Origin of the sequence: Dyadobacter alkalitolerans DSM 23607, from assembly GCF_000428845.1 — a bacterium.
GTDB classification, from domain to species: domain Bacteria; phylum Bacteroidota; class Bacteroidia; order Cytophagales; family Spirosomataceae; genus Dyadobacter; species Dyadobacter alkalitolerans.
Map to the genome: position 1 here is coordinate 1 of NZ_AUAS01000029.1, position 21,566 is coordinate 21,566.

The 21,566-nt window shown below is 45.5% G+C and carries 14 protein-coding genes and 1 pseudogene; 7 read left to right on the forward strand and 8 right to left on the reverse strand.

Features of this window, described 5'->3' with window-relative positions:
• The 3 genes from G395_RS32850 to G395_RS31410 all read right to left on the reverse strand — a co-directional run.
• Nucleotides 1–1,187, reverse strand: a 1,187-nt coding sequence (locus tag G395_RS32850) for a DUF6923 family protein (protein WP_035362126.1), incomplete at its 3' end; no start/stop codon positions are given.
• A gap of 59 nt (nt 1,188–1,246) precedes the next feature.
• Entirely contained in the window at nt 1,247–2,590 is a 1,344-nt protein-coding gene (locus tag G395_RS0126080; RefSeq protein ID WP_026632715.1) for a tail fiber domain-containing protein, read from the reverse strand.
• Between the two features lie 78 nt (nt 2,591–2,668).
• On the reverse strand, nt 2,669–3,337 hold the full coding sequence (locus G395_RS31410; RefSeq protein WP_157486832.1) for a hypothetical protein: 669 nt from the start codon (nt 3,335–3,337) through the stop codon (nt 2,669–2,671).
• A gap of 549 nt (nt 3,338–3,886) precedes the next feature.
• Between G395_RS31410 and G395_RS0126090 the strand changes: the two genes are divergently transcribed.
• Nucleotides 3,887–4,540, forward strand: a complete 654-nt coding sequence (locus G395_RS0126090; RefSeq protein WP_026632716.1) for a response regulator — start codon at nt 3,887–3,889, stop codon at nt 4,538–4,540.
• A 7-nt stretch (nt 4,541–4,547) separates the two neighbouring features.
• On the opposite strand, the gene G395_RS0126095 is transcribed toward G395_RS0126090, so the two are convergent.
• Nucleotides 4,548–7,301 (reverse strand): sensor histidine kinase, encoded by a 2,754-nt coding sequence (locus tag G395_RS0126095; RefSeq protein WP_229204301.1) that lies wholly within the window; start codon nt 7,299–7,301, stop codon nt 4,548–4,550.
• A 171-nt stretch (nt 7,302–7,472) separates the two neighbouring features.
• Nucleotides 7,473–7,667 (reverse strand): annotated as a pseudogene (locus tag G395_RS33175) (hypothetical protein); the annotation flags it as partial.
• A 302-nt stretch (nt 7,668–7,969) separates the two neighbouring features.
• Here G395_RS33175 and G395_RS0126100 point away from each other — a divergent pair.
• From G395_RS0126100 to G395_RS31870, 3 genes are all read left to right on the forward strand, one after another.
• Nucleotides 7,970–8,560 carry a response regulator transcription factor gene (locus tag G395_RS0126100; RefSeq protein WP_026632718.1) on the forward strand — a complete coding sequence of 197 codons (591 nt, stop codon included), beginning with the start codon at nt 7,970–7,972 and terminating at the stop codon, nt 8,558–8,560.
• Nucleotides 8,561–8,825: 265 nt separating this feature from the next.
• The gene (locus G395_RS0126110; protein ID WP_084439886.1) at nt 8,826–9,767 is read left to right on the forward strand and encodes a DUF3078 domain-containing protein; all 942 of its coding nucleotides are present in this window, start codon (nt 8,826–8,828) and stop codon (nt 9,765–9,767) included.
• 12 nt (nt 9,768–9,779) lie between these two features.
• Nucleotides 9,780–10,163 (forward strand): sugar 3,4-ketoisomerase, encoded by a 384-nt coding sequence (locus tag G395_RS31870; RefSeq protein ID WP_229204302.1) that lies wholly within the window; start codon nt 9,780–9,782, stop codon nt 10,161–10,163.
• A gap of 92 nt (nt 10,164–10,255) precedes the next feature.
• Here the strand turns inward: G395_RS31870 and G395_RS30595 are convergent, their stop codons facing one another.
• Both G395_RS30595 and G395_RS0126125 read right to left on the reverse strand, forming a co-directional pair.
• Nucleotides 10,256–12,142, reverse strand: a complete 1,887-nt coding sequence (locus G395_RS30595; RefSeq protein WP_169720092.1) for an ATP-binding protein — start codon at nt 12,140–12,142, stop codon at nt 10,256–10,258.
• A 709-nt stretch (nt 12,143–12,851) separates the two neighbouring features.
• Nucleotides 12,852–14,207: a sensor histidine kinase gene (locus tag G395_RS0126125; protein WP_157486833.1), complete on the reverse strand. Its 1,356-nt coding sequence runs from the start codon at nt 14,205–14,207 to the stop codon at nt 12,852–12,854.
• A 300-nt stretch (nt 14,208–14,507) separates the two neighbouring features.
• Here G395_RS0126125 and G395_RS33180 point away from each other — a divergent pair, with 300 nt between their 5' ends.
• Complete coding sequence (locus G395_RS33180; RefSeq protein WP_084439892.1) at nt 14,508–14,828, forward strand: Rpn family recombination-promoting nuclease/putative transposase; 321 nt, start codon at nt 14,508–14,510, stop codon at nt 14,826–14,828.
• 305 nt (nt 14,829–15,133) lie between these two features.
• Here G395_RS33180 and G395_RS31415 read toward each other — a convergent pair whose 3' ends face one another.
• Nucleotides 15,134–19,252, reverse strand: coding sequence for a DUF6923 family protein (locus tag G395_RS31415; protein ID WP_211237808.1), 4,119 nt, complete (start codon nt 19,250–19,252; stop codon nt 15,134–15,136).
• 775 nt (nt 19,253–20,027) lie between these two features.
• On the opposite strand from G395_RS31415, the gene G395_RS0126140 reads away from it, so the two are divergent.
• Nucleotides 20,028–20,408, forward strand: coding sequence for a hypothetical protein (locus G395_RS0126140; protein ID WP_026632723.1), 381 nt, complete (start codon nt 20,028–20,030; stop codon nt 20,406–20,408).
• 32 nt (nt 20,409–20,440) lie between these two features.
• Nucleotides 20,441–21,340: an IS3 family transposase gene (locus G395_RS0126145; RefSeq protein WP_035362130.1), complete on the forward strand. Its 900-nt coding sequence runs from the start codon at nt 20,441–20,443 to the stop codon at nt 21,338–21,340.
• The last annotated feature ends 226 nt before the right edge of the window (nt 21,341–21,566 follow it).

The window sequence follows — 21,566 nt, forward strand, 5'->3', positions numbered from 1 at the left end:
GGGTTCAGGTCAACTTTTGTAATTGAGCTGCTGCCGGCTGCATAAAGGTACAGAATGCCATCGGGACCTACATCCCCTGTTGCAAAGCCTGGAACCGGGGAAGGAAAGCCTGTAACCGGGAAAGTCTGAACCGACCAGTCACTGCCGATGCGTACCAGCTCATTGGTATTGTAGCGGAAACCCCAGATGTAGTTATCCACAGTATTATAGCCAACGGCGTTCACAAAGGCATTTGGTCCGTCGATCAGGGGAGCCTTGGCAAGTGTGGCTGTTCCAGAGGAAAGATCCAGCGTGAAAATGTCAGAAACGTTGTTTCCTCCGATATTGCGGTTCGTAATAATATAACTTGCCGGCGAACAGGTAAAAGCAGGCTGGACAACAATTTCTTCAGCCGATCCAAAAGTATAGGCTGTATACGTATTTGGTGCAATGGCTACGCTGGTTGTAATTGAACCTGCATTTAGATCGCTGGCCCCACCGAGTACGGATGTTGCATCAACGGCTGATGGGATTGCTACCCATTGGGTCCCGTCCCAGCCAACAATGGTCAGATTCGCCAGATCGTTTCCGGTCAAGCCGGCAATGCCGCTAGCCGCATCCCAGGTAAGGCTAATGGGCGTTGCAGTAGCGCCATCAATGTCCCAATACTCTACCGTGCTGACAGCATCAACACCTGCGCCCATACTGGTTGTCGGGAAAGGGCCGCCTAAGGGTAGGACAGGGTAATCCGATCCAGTGAAAAGGTTACTGGTTACAGCTGTACTGGCATTGGCATGGTAGTAAGCGCCCATGGTCCCGTCGCCCGAAGCTGCAAACTGCCCCAGGTTACCATTGTCGCCCACAGGGAAAACAAACTGGCCTGTGCCGTACTTGCGGACATACCCGTCTACATAGCCCTGGTCGGAAGCCCCGGTGGCAGCAAGGTTGCTGCCTATAAAGTTCAGGATACCGAAGTTATTGGATGCGCGTTCAGTCAGGATCACCCCCGGCTGGGCACCGCCGCCGCCAGTTGTGAAATTATAGTTGCTGAAAAAGCTCATCTGGGCGCCACCAAAGATGGTGGTATTGCCCTGGCCGCCTTGCTGGGCGTGAGACGGGGCGGTCCATCCCAGCAAAACCGGCAGTACTAGGGCATATGCCCATTTCCGGTAGCAGGGACTAGAATCAATTTTATGTAGATATTTCATTGTCAAGATCGTTAGTGTAAAAGTTTTGCACTTTGGGTTTGCTTTTGTTCTTACCAATATCACTTACTGACCGGCGTAACAGCAGCGCTATTTTCCCCTGAGCCGCCTGCCAGTTTAGCTTCCAGATCCGCCAGCTTGGCTTCGAGCTTGTCCATCTGAGATATTTGCGCTTTAAGGTTTGTAATTTCGGCCTTTTGCTCTGCGATTTGAGTTTGTTGCTCCTGGATTGCTTTGGTCAGCACCGGTACAAGCTCTGAATAACGGATCGAGAGATACTCCTCCTTATTTTCCGGTACATCGACTATTTCAGGTAATACTTTTACTACTTCCTGCGCAATGAAACCAAGTGAGAACTGCTTATTATCTGAGTTTTTGTAATGGTATTTCTTGGGCTGCAATTTCATAATCGTGGATAAGCCATTCTCAATGCCGGAGATGTCTTTTTTTGCCCGGATGTCTGAAATACTGCCCCAGCTGGTTGCTGACGGCCCAAGCAATACGCCTGTACTATGTGCAGCGTTCGTATAAAACCGGTACCCTGAGGAAAAACGCATGCTAATCGTGTTGTTACCAAAAGATCCGAAATCTGCACCAGTGCCATCACTGATGACAACGGATGAGGCATGAAACGCTTTGGCGTTTTTACCCATAGCAATCGACGTATTGCCGTTGGCACTGCAAAAATAGCCCAATGCGATCCCGACAGCGTCGGTTGCCTGGTTTCCCCATCCTAAGGCGACAGAGCTGTAACCGGAAGCTAGATTTTCACGGCCCATAGCAGTACTCATTTCCCCACGCGCCTTGTTATTATATCCCGTTGCAAAAGCGAAGTTAGCAGACGCTTCCGAGAGCTGCCCGAAGGCCGCGGAACTGTTTGCCGTGGCTTGGGTGGTATGACCAATCGCTATGGAATTCAAACCACTGGCAAAGCTGGCGAACCCACCAGATATGGAGTTTGCTCCCGTGGATTGGTTGGTCTGACCATAGCTGAAAGAGTTATTCCCTGAGGCGCCCGTAAAATTCTGAAAGCCGATGGCTAGTGAGTTTTGGCCGTCCGTTACATTGTTCTGGCCTACGGTAAGTGAATAGTAAGAGCGGTTGGTATTGCCGCTTCCAATAGCAGCCGAAGCTTGTATCGTTCCTGTGAAGGCGTTGTCCGCGCCCTGATTGACTGAGAAATTGCCGTTTTCCACATTTAATTTGACAACCGGGGCAGCAATACCGATCCCAACATTGCCATTGTTTAACACAACCATGTGCCGGCCTAAATTATCTTCCACATCTAAGTTGGCATTAGAAGAAATTGTGGTAGGGTTAGCGCCTATTTTTACTTGCGCGAAAGAAGCTGATGAAACGAGCAGAGCTGCGACTAAAAGTCCAGCTGATGTAAGTTTATTATTCATAATTGGAGAATTAAATGATGTGACCCAATGTTTTGCTTTTCAAGCACTTTATTACTGTCTTTGAAACAGCGGCTAGCCTTAGAACACCTTATATGCAAACCAGTCATTGTAGTTGTTGGTACTATGTCCCCTTACGGTGTAAGGCACGGCGCTGGCATTGCCCATCATCACTGTTACCGTAGTAGGCGCATTTGTGATATTGATGTATCTCATGCTGGATACGAAAAAGAAAGTCGATCCAGGGATCAAGTTGTCCTGGTGGTTAAGGATAATCTGCCCGGCAGCCGACCGCAAAAATACTCCGCCCCAGGCAGGGCCATATTGAAACTGTGCGCCGCCCTGAGAATCGGCGATAAATGAAAAGCTTACTGCATAGGTGCCATTTTCCGGAAAGGTAATTGTGACGTTTGCTGGTACGTACACTAAGCCCGCCGGTACGGTCACCACACCATCATTGACGTAGTTCACTGTTGCCCTTACCAGCTGCGTTGCCTGCCAGCTCGAACCGCCATTGGCATCAGAAGTAAGTACTTTGCCTTGCCCCTGGGTGCCGTCAGCGATCGTAACCTGGCCTGTGGTTTTGTTCACACTTGTCTTTCTTCCGGGAGTGGACGCTTCCACTTCCAGGTTGCTGTTAGGATCGATTGTTGTAGGGTTTGTCCCAATTTTTACTTGGGCAAAAGTCGTTGAAGCTCCTGCCAGCATCATAGTAAATAGGATTGCCGAAAATAGTCGAGTTGTTTTCATAATTGTTTACTTGTTTTATGGATATTAAAAAAGGATTGAAGTAAGAAATGGGCATAGCAATTCCGTTGAGCCAATTTGCTATTAGCCGTGATGAGAACTTTGCTTTACGTCAGCCTGACGGCCGTAGGATGGATTTATGGGGAGATGTAAAGTTCTTTCATAGGCTTAAATGACGTTTTGTGAGCTATATGGAACCTGCCGTGGATACCGACAAACGTATAAAATGAATTAGTTCTACGAAATAGTAAAATTATTATGTCTTTTTGTTTTGCTTTCTACAACGCATAAAGGCTAATTCTCATTCTTTGCTGAATCCAATAAAACCATTAATATATAGACCGTTAGGCTTAGAATTTCATACTGTGTCTTCGTTTTGTGCAAACTGGTAAAAGTATAACTGGGGCCGGAAAATGGTGAACAGAAGCAAAATTTGAGGTATAGTAAAATTATGATACGTTTATAGCCAGGTTCTACATTGCATTTCTGTAATGTATCGTTTTACCTTTGCTGATTAAAATGGAAGTATTTTTACAAATTTCTGGCTTTTGTATGCCTAATATATTGATCGTTGATGACCATTCGATGGTCTGTTTTGGCATGGGCGCTATGGCTGAGAGTGTCGCTGATAATGTTAACCTTTTCTTTGCCAATGCTTATTCTCAAGCAGTCAATCAGCACGCCCAGCAGCGCATGGACCTGATCATCCTGGATTTGGGCCTTCCCGGCGGTATGGGGGTTGAAATGGTCAAGCGCTTCAAAGCAGCGCAGGCCGATGTAAAGGTCCTGATCTGCACAGCACGTGATGAAATTTTTAACGCACCCATTTATATCCAAAGCGGCGCTGATGGCTTTCTGCATAAACACAGTCCCGAGGACGAGACCAAGAAAGCCATTAAGAGTGTGCTGGAAGGCAATAAGTATGTAAGCCAGCAAGTGCAGAAAATTATGGTTGCAAACCTAGTGTCAGGACAGCCGCTACCGGTTGACCCTATGCGTACGCTTTCGCCACGCGAAAAGCAAGTACTTGACCTGTTATTAAAAGGAAGATGGCTTAAAGAAATTGCCGAAGAGCTTAACGTGGCCATTGCAACTGTCGGCACCCAAAAAGCCAAGATCTACCAAAAACTCAATGTTACCAATATGGTAGAGCTTGCCCGCAAAATGGACGTTTACTACGAAAACGACAGAATGGATTTTATCTAAGCGCACCTTAACTTGCTGCTGGAAATATCAAGTGGATATGGGTGCCTGAACTATTTTCTGCATATACCCTGAGCCACAACAGTTTTGCAATTTCCTTGACCATTGGAAATCCAAGCCCATTGTATTGCTCTGGCAAAGCATGACTATCTTTTTCATCCCTTAAATTGAGCCAGTTCAAAAGTGCTTGTGGTAACCCCGGCCCCTGATCGGCCACAATAAGATGCAGCTCCTTACCCTGTGAAAGAGTATGAATCCTAATCACTCCCGTAGGCCATGCTTTAATCGCATTATCGATCAGGTTATGCAGGATTACCCCCAGGAGCTCAGGGTTTGTTATCACGGCCTGTCCGGCAGGGACTTGAACTTGAATGCTCCTATCATTTGTCTTAAGAATATCTTTGAATATCGCTGCCCGGGAATTCACCAGTTCTAAAAGATTCACGGTTTGAAAATCCTTGTAGTGCCGGTGGACCTGGGGTTTAATAAATGTAACGATGTTGTTGATGTGCTGGTCAAGCTCGCTGATCGTTTGTGTCATGGTCTGAATAGCGTTGACTGCTTGTACGGTTTCACTTTTTTCGATACGGCTCTGGATGAATTGTAGGGCCATACCCAGGTATTTGACTGGCGTGCGGATATCGTGGGAAATCGAAGCAATCATATGCACGTGCAGCCGCAACTGCTGCTCCAATTGCTTTTCTGAGCTGCTCAATGCGTTGAGTGCGGCCTGTAAATCCCGCGTGCGTTCACTGACCCGCGTTTCAAGTGCAAGTTTTTGTTTTTCAATCCTTGCTGTCCGCGTGCGAAGAGCAAGGTAGAATAAGCCCACCAGTACCAGAAAAGCACTTACACCGGCCCACCAAGTTTGGTACCAATGTTTGGCTACAAAGATGTTGAGCTGTTTATAGCTATAATTACGCGCGCCAAAACCATTCACTTTTCGGATACTGAGCCTGTATTCACCTGATTCCAGATGTGGCAGTGAAATGTCAGGGTCACCAGGGTTAATAGGTCGCCAGCCCGTTACTGGCTTGCCATTTTTTGTCAGCCGGTATGAGAGCCTAAGGTTATCTGGGCTGCCCAGGTAAGCGATGTTGACTTTCAAGTTTATATCACTGGCGTCCGCATCGAGTGCCAGCGTATTAGAAGTGATTTTTTGTATGGTGTCATTCGCTTTGACACCTTCAATATAAACATTTCCGGTTGGCAGTTCGGGTTTGATCTCTTGCGGTTTAAACCAAACCAACCCATTAATAGAAGGTAGGGAAACGTAACCATTAGGAAGCTGAACCGCGCACGGCTGGCAGCCTCCGTTAAATTCGTTGGTGTTAAAACCCGCTTCCTTGGTGTGATGGTAGTAGTAAATATCGAAAGGCTTCTGTGCGTAATGCACCAGGTCCTTTTTTTGAATCTGAAATAGCCCCTTGTTGCAGGGCACCCAGAAAAATCCCTGTTTGTCCTCAATAATACAGTGCGCGCTGGCCAGGTACTTTTTCTTGTCCAGCGGAAAATGGGTCAGCTTCCCATTTTTTAGAAGGAAAAGACCGTCCTTGTAAGTGGTTACCCAAACTTCCCCTATACCATCTGGAATATAAAGGCTGCGCACGTAAATATCTTCCAAACCTTTGATGGAAATAACTTTCTTGCTGCCAATGGCGAGTTTGTACAGGCCCTGACCACTGGCAAGCCAAAGCGTATCCCGGTCCTGCTGCTGGATCCAGGAAATATTATCGGGCCCGTTATTAAGGTAGGGCTTTGGGGCTGGGGACGCCTCTTGTGGATTAATATAGTAGAGCCCTAATGTCATTGTCCCAATCCAGATAGTCCCATCACTTCCTTGGCAAAGCTGAGAAACCCCGCTCGGGAGTAGCCATTTGGCCAATAGGCGCTTGCCCTGATGGTCAAACTTAAAAAGGGTCCTGGTATTCTTAGCCCATATGTTTCCCTGAGAATCTATCAGCACGCTGTATTTATCCAAGTCAACGTACTTGGTAATTTGCTGCATCTGTCTCGTATATACCTTCTTGCTACTAGATAACAACCCAAATTCCACTCCTTGACTCGACAAGATGGTGCTATCTGAGTAGGGGACTTGGGCGTAAAAGTTATTGTCTGTCCCCTTTGCATTAGTTGTAAGAACTTTAAAAAGCTTTTTTTGGATCACAAACAAACCTTTCAACTGGCTGCCTAAAAACAACTTATCAGTTTGCAGATCGTAGTATACTGTTACAATGGAATTGACCATAAAATCAAATCCCTCGAGCACAAGCCTGGATTTGAGATCTCCGTTTTGCTGACGAGTAAGCAAATACAAATTGCTTCCCAGAAGAATAAATGCTTGGTTGGTGACATTATTCCAATAGACTTTATATCGGCCCTGTGACCCATATAAGGGATGACTGCTAATATCGCCGGTGAGCCCGAGCTTTGCCTGACTTAGATGGCCGCTTTTAATTTGAAACTTTAAAAGACTTTGCTCGTCCAGATAGTAGAGGTCGGAATCAAGTCGGAAAAATCCCCAAAACCCTTTACCGGTCAGGTCAAGGGCACTAACACTCTTTTTTGCCGAATAATAGGTTACCTTTTTCTTGTCATAGACGTAGTAGCGATCAAATCCAAAAGGAATAATATAGTAATCCGGAGTAACGTGATTGAAATGTGGGCTTGGGAGGCCTTCGGTAAGGTATCCGTCGAGGCTGGCTCGGCTAAACGGTTGGGCGTCCAACAAAGTTTTGTAAAAAGCACTGTCGGTGATTGCCATGCCATCCGTGATACGGATAAAAATATGTTCGTTGTTGACCGCAAAAAAATCATGTTTTGCAGGTCCAGGCGCAATATGAAAAGACGCAATGTTCCTATTGAAGAATGAGCGTCCGAAGTTGTCAAAAATTAGGAAGTTATTACCATCATACCGGGCAACGCCCCGCTCAGTGGCAAGCCAGATATTGCCCCTTACGTCGCGAGTGATTGCCTTCACGCTGTTTTGGGGCAAGCCATTCTCGTCGGTAAAATGAGTGATATTGTAAGCTGAAAGTGGGTTTTTGGCTGGTAGTTGTCCCAGGCACGCCGCACCTCCAAGAAAAAGGAAATCGGTAAATATTATTAGGGAAATTAAAAACTTGAACATTAATGTGTGTCAGAAATAAACGTTTGAGCAGTGTGAAAATAGGCCAAATTTAATGAATTGACTTGTAGAATATTTTCATAACTGCGTTTGATGGCGGCTTATCGACAATTCTGCCCCCTGACATCATAATATTACTATATCATTGGATCTGCCTGGAATGTATGTTTGCATTGTCGTATTAGTTCTTATAACGCCTTTGCCATGCAACATTGAAATGTGCGCAAGATTGCTTTGAATGAGCTGAAAGCCATTTTAGCGTAAGGTGTTGGCAAGAATTATTTTTATACCTACCGAGTTTTTAGATGCATTTTTTAACCATCGACAAGCAACCATTGATCGGCGTCGGCCTAAGAGTGCTTATTCAACAATACGACGCAGATGCCTTTGTCCAAGATGCGGTATCCCTGGACGTGGCCATGCAGCTGCTGGATAGACATGCATTTGATTTTATTATCACCGAAATAGACGTTGGCACCGATATTAATTTTGGTTTGGTTGATATGCTTAGACAGAAACGGCCTGAGACGGCTGTTATGGTCTACTCGCAGCTGGATGCAGAAACTTTTGCAGTGCCCTTTATGGAAGCTGGCGCAAATGCCTTTGTCTCTAAGGCAGCCATGCCCGAAGAAATTTTAGATGCCATAAAAACCGTTGTGCAGCGCGGAAGGTATTTAAGTGTAGACCATTTGCAAAGCCTGTCGCCACCGGTGCCTTCGGGCCTGTCAGGTAAGGAGACTATGGTCATGCAACTCTTGTTGCTAGGCAAGACCACTCAGCAGATTGCTGATACCCTTGGCGTGCGGCAAAATACGGTAAGCACTTTCAAAAGCCGCGTGTTCCGAAAGCTGCAAGTTAGCAGCCCTATTGAGCTCTACCAACGCTTTTCTTACTAAAAAACCTCCTTAATTATATAACCATGCGTTTGCTTGTCTTTTTGTTTCGTCTATTGTTTGCATCCATCCTGCTGGTGGCAACAATAATTACTTCTTTGATTGTTAGCCCATTCTGGCTGGCTGATTATATATCCACCACCATACAAAATTGGCAAAACCGGCAGCCTCTTTCAGGGGTTGAGGTGACCATACAAGAGACATATTGATTAGAATGCGCGCATCCGCAGAACCTTTGTTATTTAGTATTTGACCCTTTCCGTCAATAATGAAAACAGTTTACAGAAGCAGTCTTTGTATACTATTTATTTTACTTGTAGCGCCATACCGCCTGTTTTCCCAGGATGCTATTCATATCCAAAAGCAAATTGACCTAAAAAATGAGCTTAATCAAGGGAAGCTGAAAACGCCAGGCGATACGGCCTGGCGAAAGATCGAGTTGGGTGCAAACCTTAACCAAGGGTCTTTTAGTGGGAATTGGACTGGGGGAGGCGTTAATTCGGTCGCACTGACCCTGTTTTTTAATGCCCTATCTGAAAAAAAATCTGGGAAAAACGCATGGCGAAATGATTTTCAGTCCCAATATGGTTTCCTGAGAAACAAAGGCCAAAAAAGCCGGAAGAATGTCGACCGTGTATTTTTTGATACGAAGTACAACCGGGACCTATCGGCCAAATGGAGTTTGTTTGCCAACATCAACTTGTTGTCACAGTTTACCCCAGGCTATAATTACTCAGATTCCTTGGACGTCAAAACCAAGGTTTCAGGACTTTTTTCACCTGCTTACCTGACGGAAGCGATTGGGGTTGAATACAAACCAGTGCCCTATTTCTTTATTGATTTCGCCCCCGGTGCCTTGCGTCAGACCATTGTGGCAGATAAAGGTCTTTATGTAAACACCCCTGACCAAAACAACTATGGCGTGCCGATCGGAAAGCGGGTCCGTAGCCAATCAGCACTCCTCCAGATCGTAGCAAACTTTGATAAGGACATTGCTAAGGACGTAAACCTGAAATTCAGGTACTTGCTTTATTCAAGCTTTAAACAGCCTACTAATATCGATAACCGTCTGGATGCAATGCTGACGGCAAAGGTGGGTAAGCTGATCAATGTTAACCTGGCAGCGATATTAATCTACGACCAGGACCAAAGCAGTAAGGTCCAGTTTGCCCAGGGGCTCAGTTTCGGGTTTTTGTACTCAATCAAGTAAGCCATGGCCACCATGATCCGACTTGGAGAACTTGTCGATGGACCGGGCGATTTATCGGTTTTCGCAGGTATCGTGCCCGGCAGTATTCAAAGGGCCTTTTACATTTATGGTGCCGGTGGGCAGAGCAGGGGAGGGCACCGCCATCATCAAAGCTCAAACATACTCGTTTGCCTTCGTGGTAAATGCAGGGTTTATTGCAATGATGGTGAAAAAGCACAATTTTTCGTATTAGATGACCCTAGGCAATGCCTGGTAATCCATCCCAGGGATTGGCATGTGATGGATAGTTTCACCCCTGATGCGATCCTTCTGGTCTTGTCCAACCAGTTTTACAATGAGCACGATTATATCTATGAGCCTTATGTGTTGGAAAGTAGCCCGTCTGATTACCACTAGTGGCTTAACGTTCTTTTATTGGTGAGTGGTAGCTAACTGGCATTTAAATACCTGTTCTTGAATATTTCTTTGCTGCATAGTAGCCTTTTGACTTAGTCAACCACTAGATTTCGCGCCATAAACTGCTGTTTTATTACGTTTGCCAAATAAACTAGCTCCACAGGCTTGGGAATAATTTCATCTATTCCTGCCTGCTTATAACGAGCTACATTCTCTTCTTCTGTACTTCCTGTAAAGCCAATGATTGGGATCCCGGATTTTGCACTTGCCGAATGTGCCCTGATGCGTTTTGTGAGCTCAACGCCGTCCATCACCGGCATATGAATGTCGGTGATAACTAAGTCATAGGTATTTTCATCGAACAAATCAATTGCTTTTTGCCCATCATTGCTTAGATCATAGGTTGCACCCAGCTTCTCTAAAATCTTACTGAGCAGCAATAGATTGATTTTACTATCGTCAACGACCAGCACCTTCTTTCCATTAAGTATTGCATCGGGCAATACCGGGGTAGGGGCAATGGCGACTGCTGCGCTAAAAGCGGCTGGGGCGCTGCTTGGGAGCGGTTCAATTAAGTATTCAGCGATCTCAAGCGGAAGGCTGACAGTAAATTCTGATCCTTTTCCAGGGGTACTTTCCACCTTGATCTGCCCTTTATACAGGTCAACAATCCGTTTACAAATGGAAAGGCCCAAGCCGGTGCCAACCTGGACAGGGCGGTCATCGTTGCTCTCTACTTGCATGTAATCTTCGAAAATAGAATTCAGGTCTTTGCTTTCAATGCCGATGCCCGAATCTTTTACCTTAATCTGCAGGGAATTTTTCTGATGGGATGTTTCCTTTAGAGCAGTACTGACCGTGACTGTGCCGCCGTTTGGGGTGAATTTGACAGCATTGGTCAATAAGTTGATAACAACTTGCTTGATGCGGACTTCGTCCCCATTTAGATATTTCTCAGGCCCCGCTTCGAAGTGAGCTGATAAGGCTATCTTTTTCTCATTGGCCAATACCGAAAGCATCGAAACGGCGTCGCCTATTAGTGCTGTTACCTTAAAGGGCTTGTTTTGTAATTTGATCTTGCCGGTTTCAAATTTTGAAAAATCAAGAATCTCATTGACGAGCATTAAAAGGATTTTCGATGAGCTTTTAATAGCATCCACGTTTGTACGAAGGTCTTCATCCAGCTCACGCGAATCCATGAGCTGTGAAAAGCCGATGATTGAGTTAAGCGGCGTGCGGATCTCATGGGTCAAATGGGCCATTAGCTCACCCTTCTTTTTGGTGCTGATAGCTGTCATCTGAGCATAGCGGGTAACTGTGACGTCCTTTTTATAAAGTTTGACCAAGTTTGAAATGATCATTGCGGCCAGTAGCGCAACCAGCAGTACACTACCCCATATCAACAGGTTAATTTCTTCAAATTTGGCAGACGTTGTTGTTAACAAAGCAGCCCTTAAAGCGCGGGCCTGGGTTTCTTCACTTTGTTTGAGCTGCATTAATGCGACTTGCAAGTTAGTAAAGATGCGGCCATTTACCGCTAACAGTTCCCTTTCAGTTGCGCTTAGCTGCATACGGGCTTTTTCAAGGACTGAAATGTTGGCTATATCAGCGGCAGCCTGCAAAGGTGCCAGCGCAGAATCACCTGTAATAACGGTGCTGTTACTGGTACTTAAAACGGTTTTTGACGTCGTATCTTTATCACGGATTGCGTCCATGATCCTTTTCATAAGCTTTCTTTTCTGCTTGCCTGAAAAAACGGCAATGGTGTCCTTTTTAATGGTTTGCTGGCTAATCTGAATTTTAGGGGATGCTTTTTTTTGCCTGCCCGCATTTGTTTGCTGCCCTTGAAATGAAAAAGAAATAAGACTGTCAACCATTGTTCTCAGCCGTACGAACTCATCGTTTTTAGACTGTTTAGTAGCAATAAGCCCCGAAAGAGAGCTGACACGCCCCTGCCTTCGTGTTTCATATTCTTTCAATGTCCTGCTGACGGCACTGAGTTGGTTTGTATAAAGCCGCATGTAGCTTGAATCCAGTGTAACAACAAAAAGGCGGCTGTTGTTTTCGGCAGCATAAAGCAGCGAGATGCAGGAATCCAACTTGTGATAGCTATTATTTTCAATTTGAAGCGCCTGAATATTTTCTTTTATTGTTTCTGACTTTGAGTTTGTTAGCAGTGTAACAAATGCAAAGCATGCCAGAAGCACTGTTAGCAGTGCTGTCAGCACAAAAACGGTGCGTGATGCAACTGAGGGTGTATCGTTCATTTGATAATTTTAGAATGCCTGGAATTGTAAGAGAGTTGCGGGGGCAAGAAATTTGGTCAACAGTTTTAACCGTGTCACTCATGCAAAGAAGCCATATGTAATTCCAGGCAGTAAACAGATAGAACGTAATACCCCTGCTTAGGGTTCTGATGCTGAATGAATGTGAGTTACCCTTTATAAGTAATGTATAAAAAAACACCCTGCTGTAAACAGAAGGGTGTAAGTTTTATCTAATCACTAGTGTGCGTTACCTCACATTTTATAGTCGGAACTTTGACGATTGTACTACTCAAACAAGCTGATTTTCGAATCTTTTCAAAATTGACAAACAAAGATAACGAAGTAATTAAAGGTTGGTTTGTAGAATTTTTATGATGTCATTGGGCATGCCATCAATGTCCCCAGATGTCGTGGACCGAAACTAGGCCAGGCCCGGCGCGATGTTATGTGTATTGCCTTTATTCGTATTAACCGTACTATTTATTTCGACCGGTATTTTTAAAGTAAAGCAGGTTCCCTTTTGCTGGCCCGTTTCAAATGAAAGGTCTGCTTTTAATGCTTCTGCATTTTTTTTTGAAAGGACCAGTCCGATTGCCCCCGAACGTGAAACGTTTCTGGCAGGGTGCTGCCAACTTTCCAGGATCTGGCTCCGGACATGCTCATTGATCCCAGGGCCGTTATCCGTTACGGCAAACACATGCATGTCCTTTTGTTGCCGGTAAGAGAAATGGATCATTGACCCCTCCCCTGAAAATTTAACCGCATTGTTAATCAGGTTTCTAATGATGACTGTAAATAGCTGCTTGTCGGTGTAGATTTCAAGATTTTCGGGAATTGAAATATTGATCTGCTGACCGTTTAATCGGGCTATGTCTCCATAGACTTTCAATGTCCCGCTAAGTGCCTCAAAAACACTAAAAACTGTTCCAGGGTCACTGGCACTGGACCCATTACTTTTTTTGGTCATATCCAGTAAGTTCGCAAGCAGGCTTTGGGTATCGGCAACGGACTGGCGCATTTGAGCTGTGAATGCCTGACGCTGATCAGGGCTTAAATCATGCCTTTCAAGGATAGAGAGGTAGTGGCCCAGCGCCGTGAGCGGCGTATGGTAATCATGTGAAATCACAGAGATCAACCGCGCTTTTTCCTCGTGTAAATCATCAAGCATCAGGGCCCTCTCTTCCGCATTGTCTTTTTCGATGGTATAATGCTTAATAATGTACCCCAAACCGGCAAGGATTAGTATTATGGTGACGGCATAGGTAGAAGCAATATCAATAAAATGTTCTTTTCTTCCAGTATAACCAGCTAAGATAAAGGTTGGATCATTGTATTCAGCTGCTAGCAGCATAGCAACAGTACCCAAGTTTACAAGCGTTAATACCAGGTATTTTCTTGTTGGTAAAATGGTCACAAAAAGAAAAAATGCTATACAGAATGAAAGTAAGGTAGAACCCGAAATGCCAGCGCTTAAACGGTAACTGACCACAAAGAAGCCATGTATGATCAGGATATAAATATTTATGGATAATAATGTCCGTCGCATAAAGCGGGAGAGGTAGAAAAGAAAAACCTGCAACGGGATCAAGAGTCCTGTAATTAATGCATATTCTGCCATGCCTACTGCAATACTAAAAAACATCACATAGATCATTACAGCAATCGTGGCTATACACATGAAGTGATATATACGGGTTTGTAATGGAAGCCCATCACCTGCGCCCACTAGATATTGCCAGATAGTCTTAAACCTTGGTGTCGATTTGAAAAAATTCAAAGCAGAAATGATAAGTATGAATATTGGGCACAAAAATCAGGCGTCCGGGTCAGAATTAAAAGCGTTTTAACAACCTTAGTTCCATGATTTAGAGCAAACCAGATAGGCTCATATTATTTAACAGAGCTACGTTACGGCAAAGCCTGGGGCCGGGTCCTTCATTGCATACCCCAATCACTTTGGTTACTTGGTAAGACTTACTGCTTTACGCAAAGTAGGTATCTTTACAGAATGGCTGAATTATCATCGAACATGACACCTTCATTAGGTTAATTATGTCCAATTTGGCAGTAGCCCTGGATTACTTTCGGGCCAGTCTTCCCAGAATTTGTTATTGCAAGGTTGGATTTTTCTACTCTGAAACAACTTCCTGGCACATACATCTCAAAAGAATTGCAAAAATCGATTTCGGAGATTGTTTATTCTTGTCAGAGAGGCGACGGAAAAGGAGAAGTCAAAGTTTCTCTGCTAATTGAACACAAAAGCTATATTGACAAGTACACTCCAATTCAGGTCGGAAGCTATATTTTTTCAGGACTCTTAAAGCAGATTAGTAACGGGGAAAGGCCTTCGCTAACTATTCCAATCTTGCTTTACCATGGTAAGGCCTGTTTTTGCTGACTTAGAACCTGAGCTTCAAAAGTTTGTTCCGGATAATCAATACGTCTATGATGACCGGGGACAAATCTCAGATACTGGCGAAAGAAACATAATCCAGGTGACTAAGTGAAACTGAGCGCAATCAAACCCCGTTTGCGATTAAAAGATCTTTGTTTGAGACAGTCATTTTGTATGCCTCATTTTGACAGTACCTAAGGGCATTCTAGTTTAAGAACGTCGATTAAATAAGGTATTCTGATCAGAGTAAAAACGATTAAAAAAAGCCGCCCCATATTAATGAGGCGGCCTGCAATTGTTAGCGTACGTTACCTTGTAACGGCTACCTTATGTGTGCTGATAGTGCCGTCAAACAGGGTCAAGGTTACGGTGTAAAGGCCTGGCGTCAGGCGGCTCACATCAATACCCTCTGATGTAGCACCCTGGCTGCCGAAGACTTTCATGCCGCGTTGGTTGTGCATAGCAATTTGCTTGATTTGCTGGTGATTGGTGATATGGAACCTCTCAGAAACCGGGTTAGGGTAGACAGAAAGGCGGGCCAAATCAGCAAAACGCACATTACGCACGCTACTATATGCAAATGTCTCATCCTTATCTACCATTTTCAAGCGGTAGTAATTAAGTCCTGCCGCAGGGGCCTGATCGACAAAGTCATACTTACGCAACACTGTGCTTTCACCATGTGAGGTCTTAGCACCAATCGTTTTCCAGGTTTGGGAGTCAGTGCTGCTTTGGATTTCGAAGCGGTCACTGTTTGTTTCTTCGGTAGTCGACCAGTTGAGAACGGCTGTATTGCCAGCCTCTTTGGAGACGGTAAATGAAACGAGCGTAACTGGCAACGCGCATTCCGCGGTGGTTCTTACCGATAGCAAACTAGGTGACGAAGTGAGGGTACAAAGGCCGCTTTCACTGTCGACGACTACGCGGTACCGGTTGTCATCCCATACGGTATTTGCCGGGGTAAGGGTGAGCGCGTTGGTAGCCGCACCCGAATAGGTCCCGTTGGCATCAGTAGCACCACCAGCCGCAAGGTCAGTCCATGTGCTGCCGCCGTCGGTGCTTACCTGCCATTGATAGGTAATTGTTCCAGTCCCAGTTGCAGTGACAGTAAATACCGCCACCTTATCTTCACAAATAATCTCACTTTCAGGACTAGGCTTAGTCAGCTCAATATCACAAATAGTTGCTGTGACACAGTTTGCACCATCATTGCTGTTGGATGGGATCGAGGTAGTCATAAAGCTTGCTGAATTATTGACGGGGTCAATTTTATAGAAGCTACCTGATTCGTTATGAAATGAGTACAATTTGCCCGTTGCATCAGCAAACACGGCACCGAAAGCGCTATTGCCGGGAAGGCCCGAAACTGGTCCACCAACGGTTACAGCGCCTGTCAGCGGATTGATCGTCGAGATACGCGCGTCGGTCGTAAAGCCGTAGATTAGCTGAGTTGAAGGCAAGTAAGCGACGTCAGCACCAGCGAAAGGTGCACTAAGCGCTATTCCATAAGTCGGCCCGGTCTGTAAGGCAAATCCATTTGTAGGGTCTACCAGTTTCAGATAACTTGCCGGACGGTTCGCGTCAACATCAATTACATAGAAAACAGACTGACCGGTTGAATAAATCATCATATACCCGTTTGGAAGTTCCACGCCCACGTTGAAAGTGCCGCCGCTGGGCAGATTAGCGATCGGGTATTCCACGGTTCCTCCCTCCCGGTCTATCTGAACGATGCTATTGGTGCCATTGCGTGTTGCCCACAGCATATTATCAGCCGAATTGTATACCAGCGAGTTGACTGTCATTGGAAGCGGGGCAATTTCGGTTCGGGCCCCTGTATTTACATTGTATGCGTACAATGTGGAAACTGTTTCACCATCAGCAGCGGCTACCTGGTAGGTAACACCGTCTGTACAGGCAAATGGGAGGTTTTCCAGGATTGAATTAGGGCAGCTCGCTCCGTCATTGCTGTTGGATGTAATGCTCGTTGAGAGCTGTACCGAAGTGCCGGCCACTATATTGATGCGGTGAAAGGTGCCGGGATCGTTTGCAAACGCGTAAAGCTTACCAGACGGATCTGCAAAGACAGCACCAAAACCAGTTCCGGTTGGTATTCCCGCAATCACTGAACCAAGCGTAGTTGCGCCAGTAATATGATTGAGCGTAACCAGGCGGCCGGTGCCGGTTTCTATGCCGTAAACCATTCCTGTAACTTTTTCATAAACCAGGTCGGCTGCTGTAATACCTGCGCTCATTGGTTTGCCGTAGGTTGGGCCGGTTTGCAATGCATAGTTGTTGGCCGGGTCAACCAGCTTTAAGTAAGTGGAGCGGGAAGGATCAATATCCACCACATAATAAGTGGTTTGGTTACTACCGTAAACCAGCATGTATCCACCTGGTAGCGCCGCTCCCACATTGAAGCCGGCAGGCAAATTCGTGATCGGGTACTGGATCAGCGTACCGTTTGCATCGATGCGGGCAAGTATATTCGTACCGTTTACCGTAGCCCAAAGAGTATTGTCAACCTCGCTGTAAACCAATGAATTGACAGTGGAGGAAAGCGGGGCGACGAGCGTGCGGGTACCAGTGGTCACATTGTATGCATAGAGCGAAGAAACTGGTTCCCCATCGGCAGCGGCCACCTGGTAGGCCACGCCATCTTCACAAGAGAAAGGTGTCAAACAGCCTGTAATGGTAATTGGTTGGCTCACCGGACCAGCACAGCCGTCGTTTTCATAACGGGCATAGTAAGTACCTGCAGGGGCAACTGTAGGATCGGCTACCAATGTCGCCGGTGAAGGCGTACTGGAGGTGTAGAACCGCAATGTGCTGCCTGCCGGAGCAGGGCCCAGAACGAGGCGATTGAGGTTGTACGTCGTGGCAGGGCATACCGGTGCCTCGGTGCCTGCGAGCAGCGTTGGCGCGCCCGGGATTGCGAACACATTCAGTGTCGCCGATGACGATGGGGTTGTGCACAGGTTACTTGTAATCTGGCTGCGATATCGAAAATTATTCCATCCCGTGGTTGTAGGAGTTACGGTAAGGGTAGGCGTGCCTGCGCCGGAATAGGTTCCATTCGGTCCTGTAAAAGGTGTCGTCTGCATGTTCAGCCACGTACTACCGCCGTCGATACTTTGTTGCCATTGGTAAGTAAAGGGACCGTTTCCGTCTGGTGCTACGGTGAATGTAGTTGATGTGCCGGGGCAAAGTGTCGCATCAGCCGGTACCACTGGAATGTCAGTATCACATTCCACAAATGCGTTGGGGCAGCTTGCAGCATCGTTCGCTCCTGCAGGCGTGCTGGTAGACAGCAACGTAGCGGAATTGGTAACGGGATCTATGCGGTAAAAGCCGCCGGTTGTGTTATTGTATGCATAAAGCTTTCCTGCCTTATCACTGAACATACCTCCATAAGTGGCATTGGGCAACCCTGTTACCGGAGTTGGATTGGTGGTAACCACGCCAGTCGCCGGGTTGATAGTAGTAATGTTGCTGGTAGGTGTGATCCCGTAGCCCAGGCTGGTTGTGCCGACATAGGCCATATCCGCGGAGCTGAACCCGGCAGTTACAGCAGTGCCATAGGCAGGTCCTGCTTTGAGAGCAAATCCGTTGGTTGGGTCCACCAGTTCCAGGAAAGTGGCGCGTGCCGGATCCACGTCTATCACGTAGTAGCTCGCTGCATTGGTAGTGTACACAAGCATATATGCATTGGGCAACTCAACTCCCACATTGTAACTGGCGGCAGGAAGGTTTGCAATATTGTACGCCACTGTACCTGCGCCGGCACCAATACGCACGATGTCATTAGTGCCGGTGACCGTTCCCCACAGAAAGTTGTTGCTAGCGGTGCTGTAGATCAGTGAGTTGATGTCATGAGGAGTGCTGGCACCTATTTGGGTGCGGCCCCCTGAGCTTATATTGAAGCTATAAAGAGACGATGTAGTTGCACCAGCGGGTATTGATACCTGGTAGGCAATCCCATCTATGCAGCCGAAGGGAGATTGGCTGCTCATCCGGAAGTTCTGGTTCGCCATATTAGAGCCTTGGGTGGCTAGGGCGATTTCTCCGGATAGCGGCGCATTAGCCTGATTTGCGGTGTTGCTCGGACCGACTACATCTTCGAAGACATAATAGACGCCAGGGATGCGGTTCCCTGCACGATTGGTAGCTGAGTTGGTCAGGACGAGTTTGTGGTTTGCCAGTGTGTTGGGCAGGCCAGTAAATGAATATGTGCCGTTGGATGCGACCTGTGTTGATGCGATGACCGCCCCAGACGCATTAACTACATTAACATACATCGTGCCGCCAAAGTCGGTGGACGTTTCACCGCTATCGACAAGCCCGTTACCATTTGCGTCAACCCAGGCGGTACCAGAAATGTTGACGGCCATCGCCGCACCGTAGCAGAGCATTCCTAAAAATAACATGAGCGCTCGAATCCATAGATTCCTGTTTGCCGCGTTTGGCCGGACATCTGCCAGCCTCAAACTTGGGCACATGACTGATATTGCTACCAGGTTTTTCGTTGCGGATCTAAGTAGATTTTTGTTCATAGGGCAGTGGTTTCATTTAAAATTGTCTGTTGTTATGTATTCAATTTTAACATTTGATTAGTTAATCGGGCTATCTCCCGGCAGCAACTTTTGCTAGCGTATGGCAATCATATCCTAATCTACCAAAGTAGAACTAGTACGTAAAATCGAGGCTTGTAAACATAGTAAAAATGGGTATTCGAGTAAATAGTAATATTATTATGTCAGAAGGCATCAGTTCTACAATTTTGTAGAGTTCATGTGTGGTTTACAAAGGCATAATATTGATGTTTACAACAGCTATACGGCTGAAAATAATGCTGGTCAACCATCTTTTGCATGGTGATTCAAACATGATATGCATCTATGAAGGGCTTTTTTAGCTATTCAGGAGAGCCAGGAAACTGGTGCAGGATAAATTTTAGGACAACAAAATTCGAGATTTACCTGGCAATAGGTGAATCGTACTTTACAATCAAGTGAATCGCGTTGTCGGGAATGCAACATGTAAAGATTCTGGAAAGCTAAGACAGCTAAGCGCGCACTTTAGTATCAAAATGAACATACAGTAGGAGCGCCTAACATTAATATTGAATGTCTATTTAACATAAGATAACTTATATAACAACGGGAATTGCCCTAAAATAGCTTGACATTAATTTACAAGGCTATGATAATCAATATTTTAGGAAGCAACCGCAAAAAGCACAAAACAGGTTTAATGAAACGTCAAGTTGTGGAATTGTATCGGATGAATGTCTGTCCTGAGCATCAGATTTTGGAGGCTATTGGAATTTCCCGTACTTTATTAAGGCGATGGAACCGCTACTATGAACGTTATCGGAATAAAAAACGGGTTTACATAAAAATGTACGGCTCTATGAAAACGAAAACTACAAATGAATTAGCTGCTTTGAGACGAAAAGTGGCTGAATTAGAACAATATAGCAGTAAGCTTTTACTTGAAAAGCAGGCACTGGAAACTGTAATTACACTAGCTGAAGATCATTTTAAGATTCCTATCCGAAAAAAATCTGGTCCCAAGCAGTGAACCATTTAAGCATACAGAACCCGTTGGTTAGTATGCAGCAACTCTGCGAACTGTTTGGGAAAAGCCGTCAGGCTTGGTATGATAAGCAGAAACAGCATGATCAAACCGCTTTTGAACGCGAGATGCTCTTGGATGAAGTGCGCTCAATCCGAAAAAACCTGCCCAGGATCGGAGCTGAAAAGTTGCACTTAATGACTGCTGACTTTTGCCGGCAGCATAACATTAAAGTTGGCCGCGATAAGTTTACACTGCTTTTGAAAGAACAAAATCTTTTAGTCCCGCGTCGGACACGGCGGGTGTCTACGACAATTTCACATCATCATTACTTTAAGTATCCTAATTTAATTAAAGGAATGAAAGTGACTCGACCTAATATGCTGTGGGTGAGCGACATTACCTACATACAAGTGGTCAACAGATTTTCGTATCTGAGTTTGATTACCGATGCTTATTCGAAGAAAATAGTCGGCTGGTCATTAAAACCTACTCTTGCGGTGAACGGTCCAGTGGCTGCGCTCAAAATGGCCTTAGCCCAGAGATCAACAAAAGGGGAAGAAAAATTATTTCACCATTCAGACCGCGGAATACAGTATTGCTCAAATCATTATACCAGCCTTTTAAATGACAGTCATGCTGAAATCAGCATGACTGGTAAAGGCGAATCGAGCGAAAACCAAATTGCCGAACGTATTAACCGTACGATCAAAGAGGAAATCCTGGAGAATCGCAGCTTTTTCTCTCACCAACATGCTTTTGAGGAAATAGCAAAGGCTATCAAATCGTATAACTGGCTTCGACCCCACTCGAGTTGTGATTACTTGACCCCGGAGCAGGCGCACTTACGAGAAGGATACTTGAGAAAGAAATGGCAGTTATCGAATCGGCATCGCCATCGAAAAGTACAACTTGAAGAACTTGATCTGGTAATTTAAATTATATCTAAATCCGTCAAGTAAAAGCAGGGTAACTCCACGCATATGTTACTGTTTTTAGTGTACACTTAAATAGTAACATCATGAATGTTAACGACTTACAAAGAAATAAAAAAAGTAGAAAGTCCGTACTTTTTAAAAGAAATGTTGTGGAAATTTATCGTGATGAATTAGCTGATAAGCATGAGATCCATAAACATCTGCATATCTCACAGACGCAGCTCCG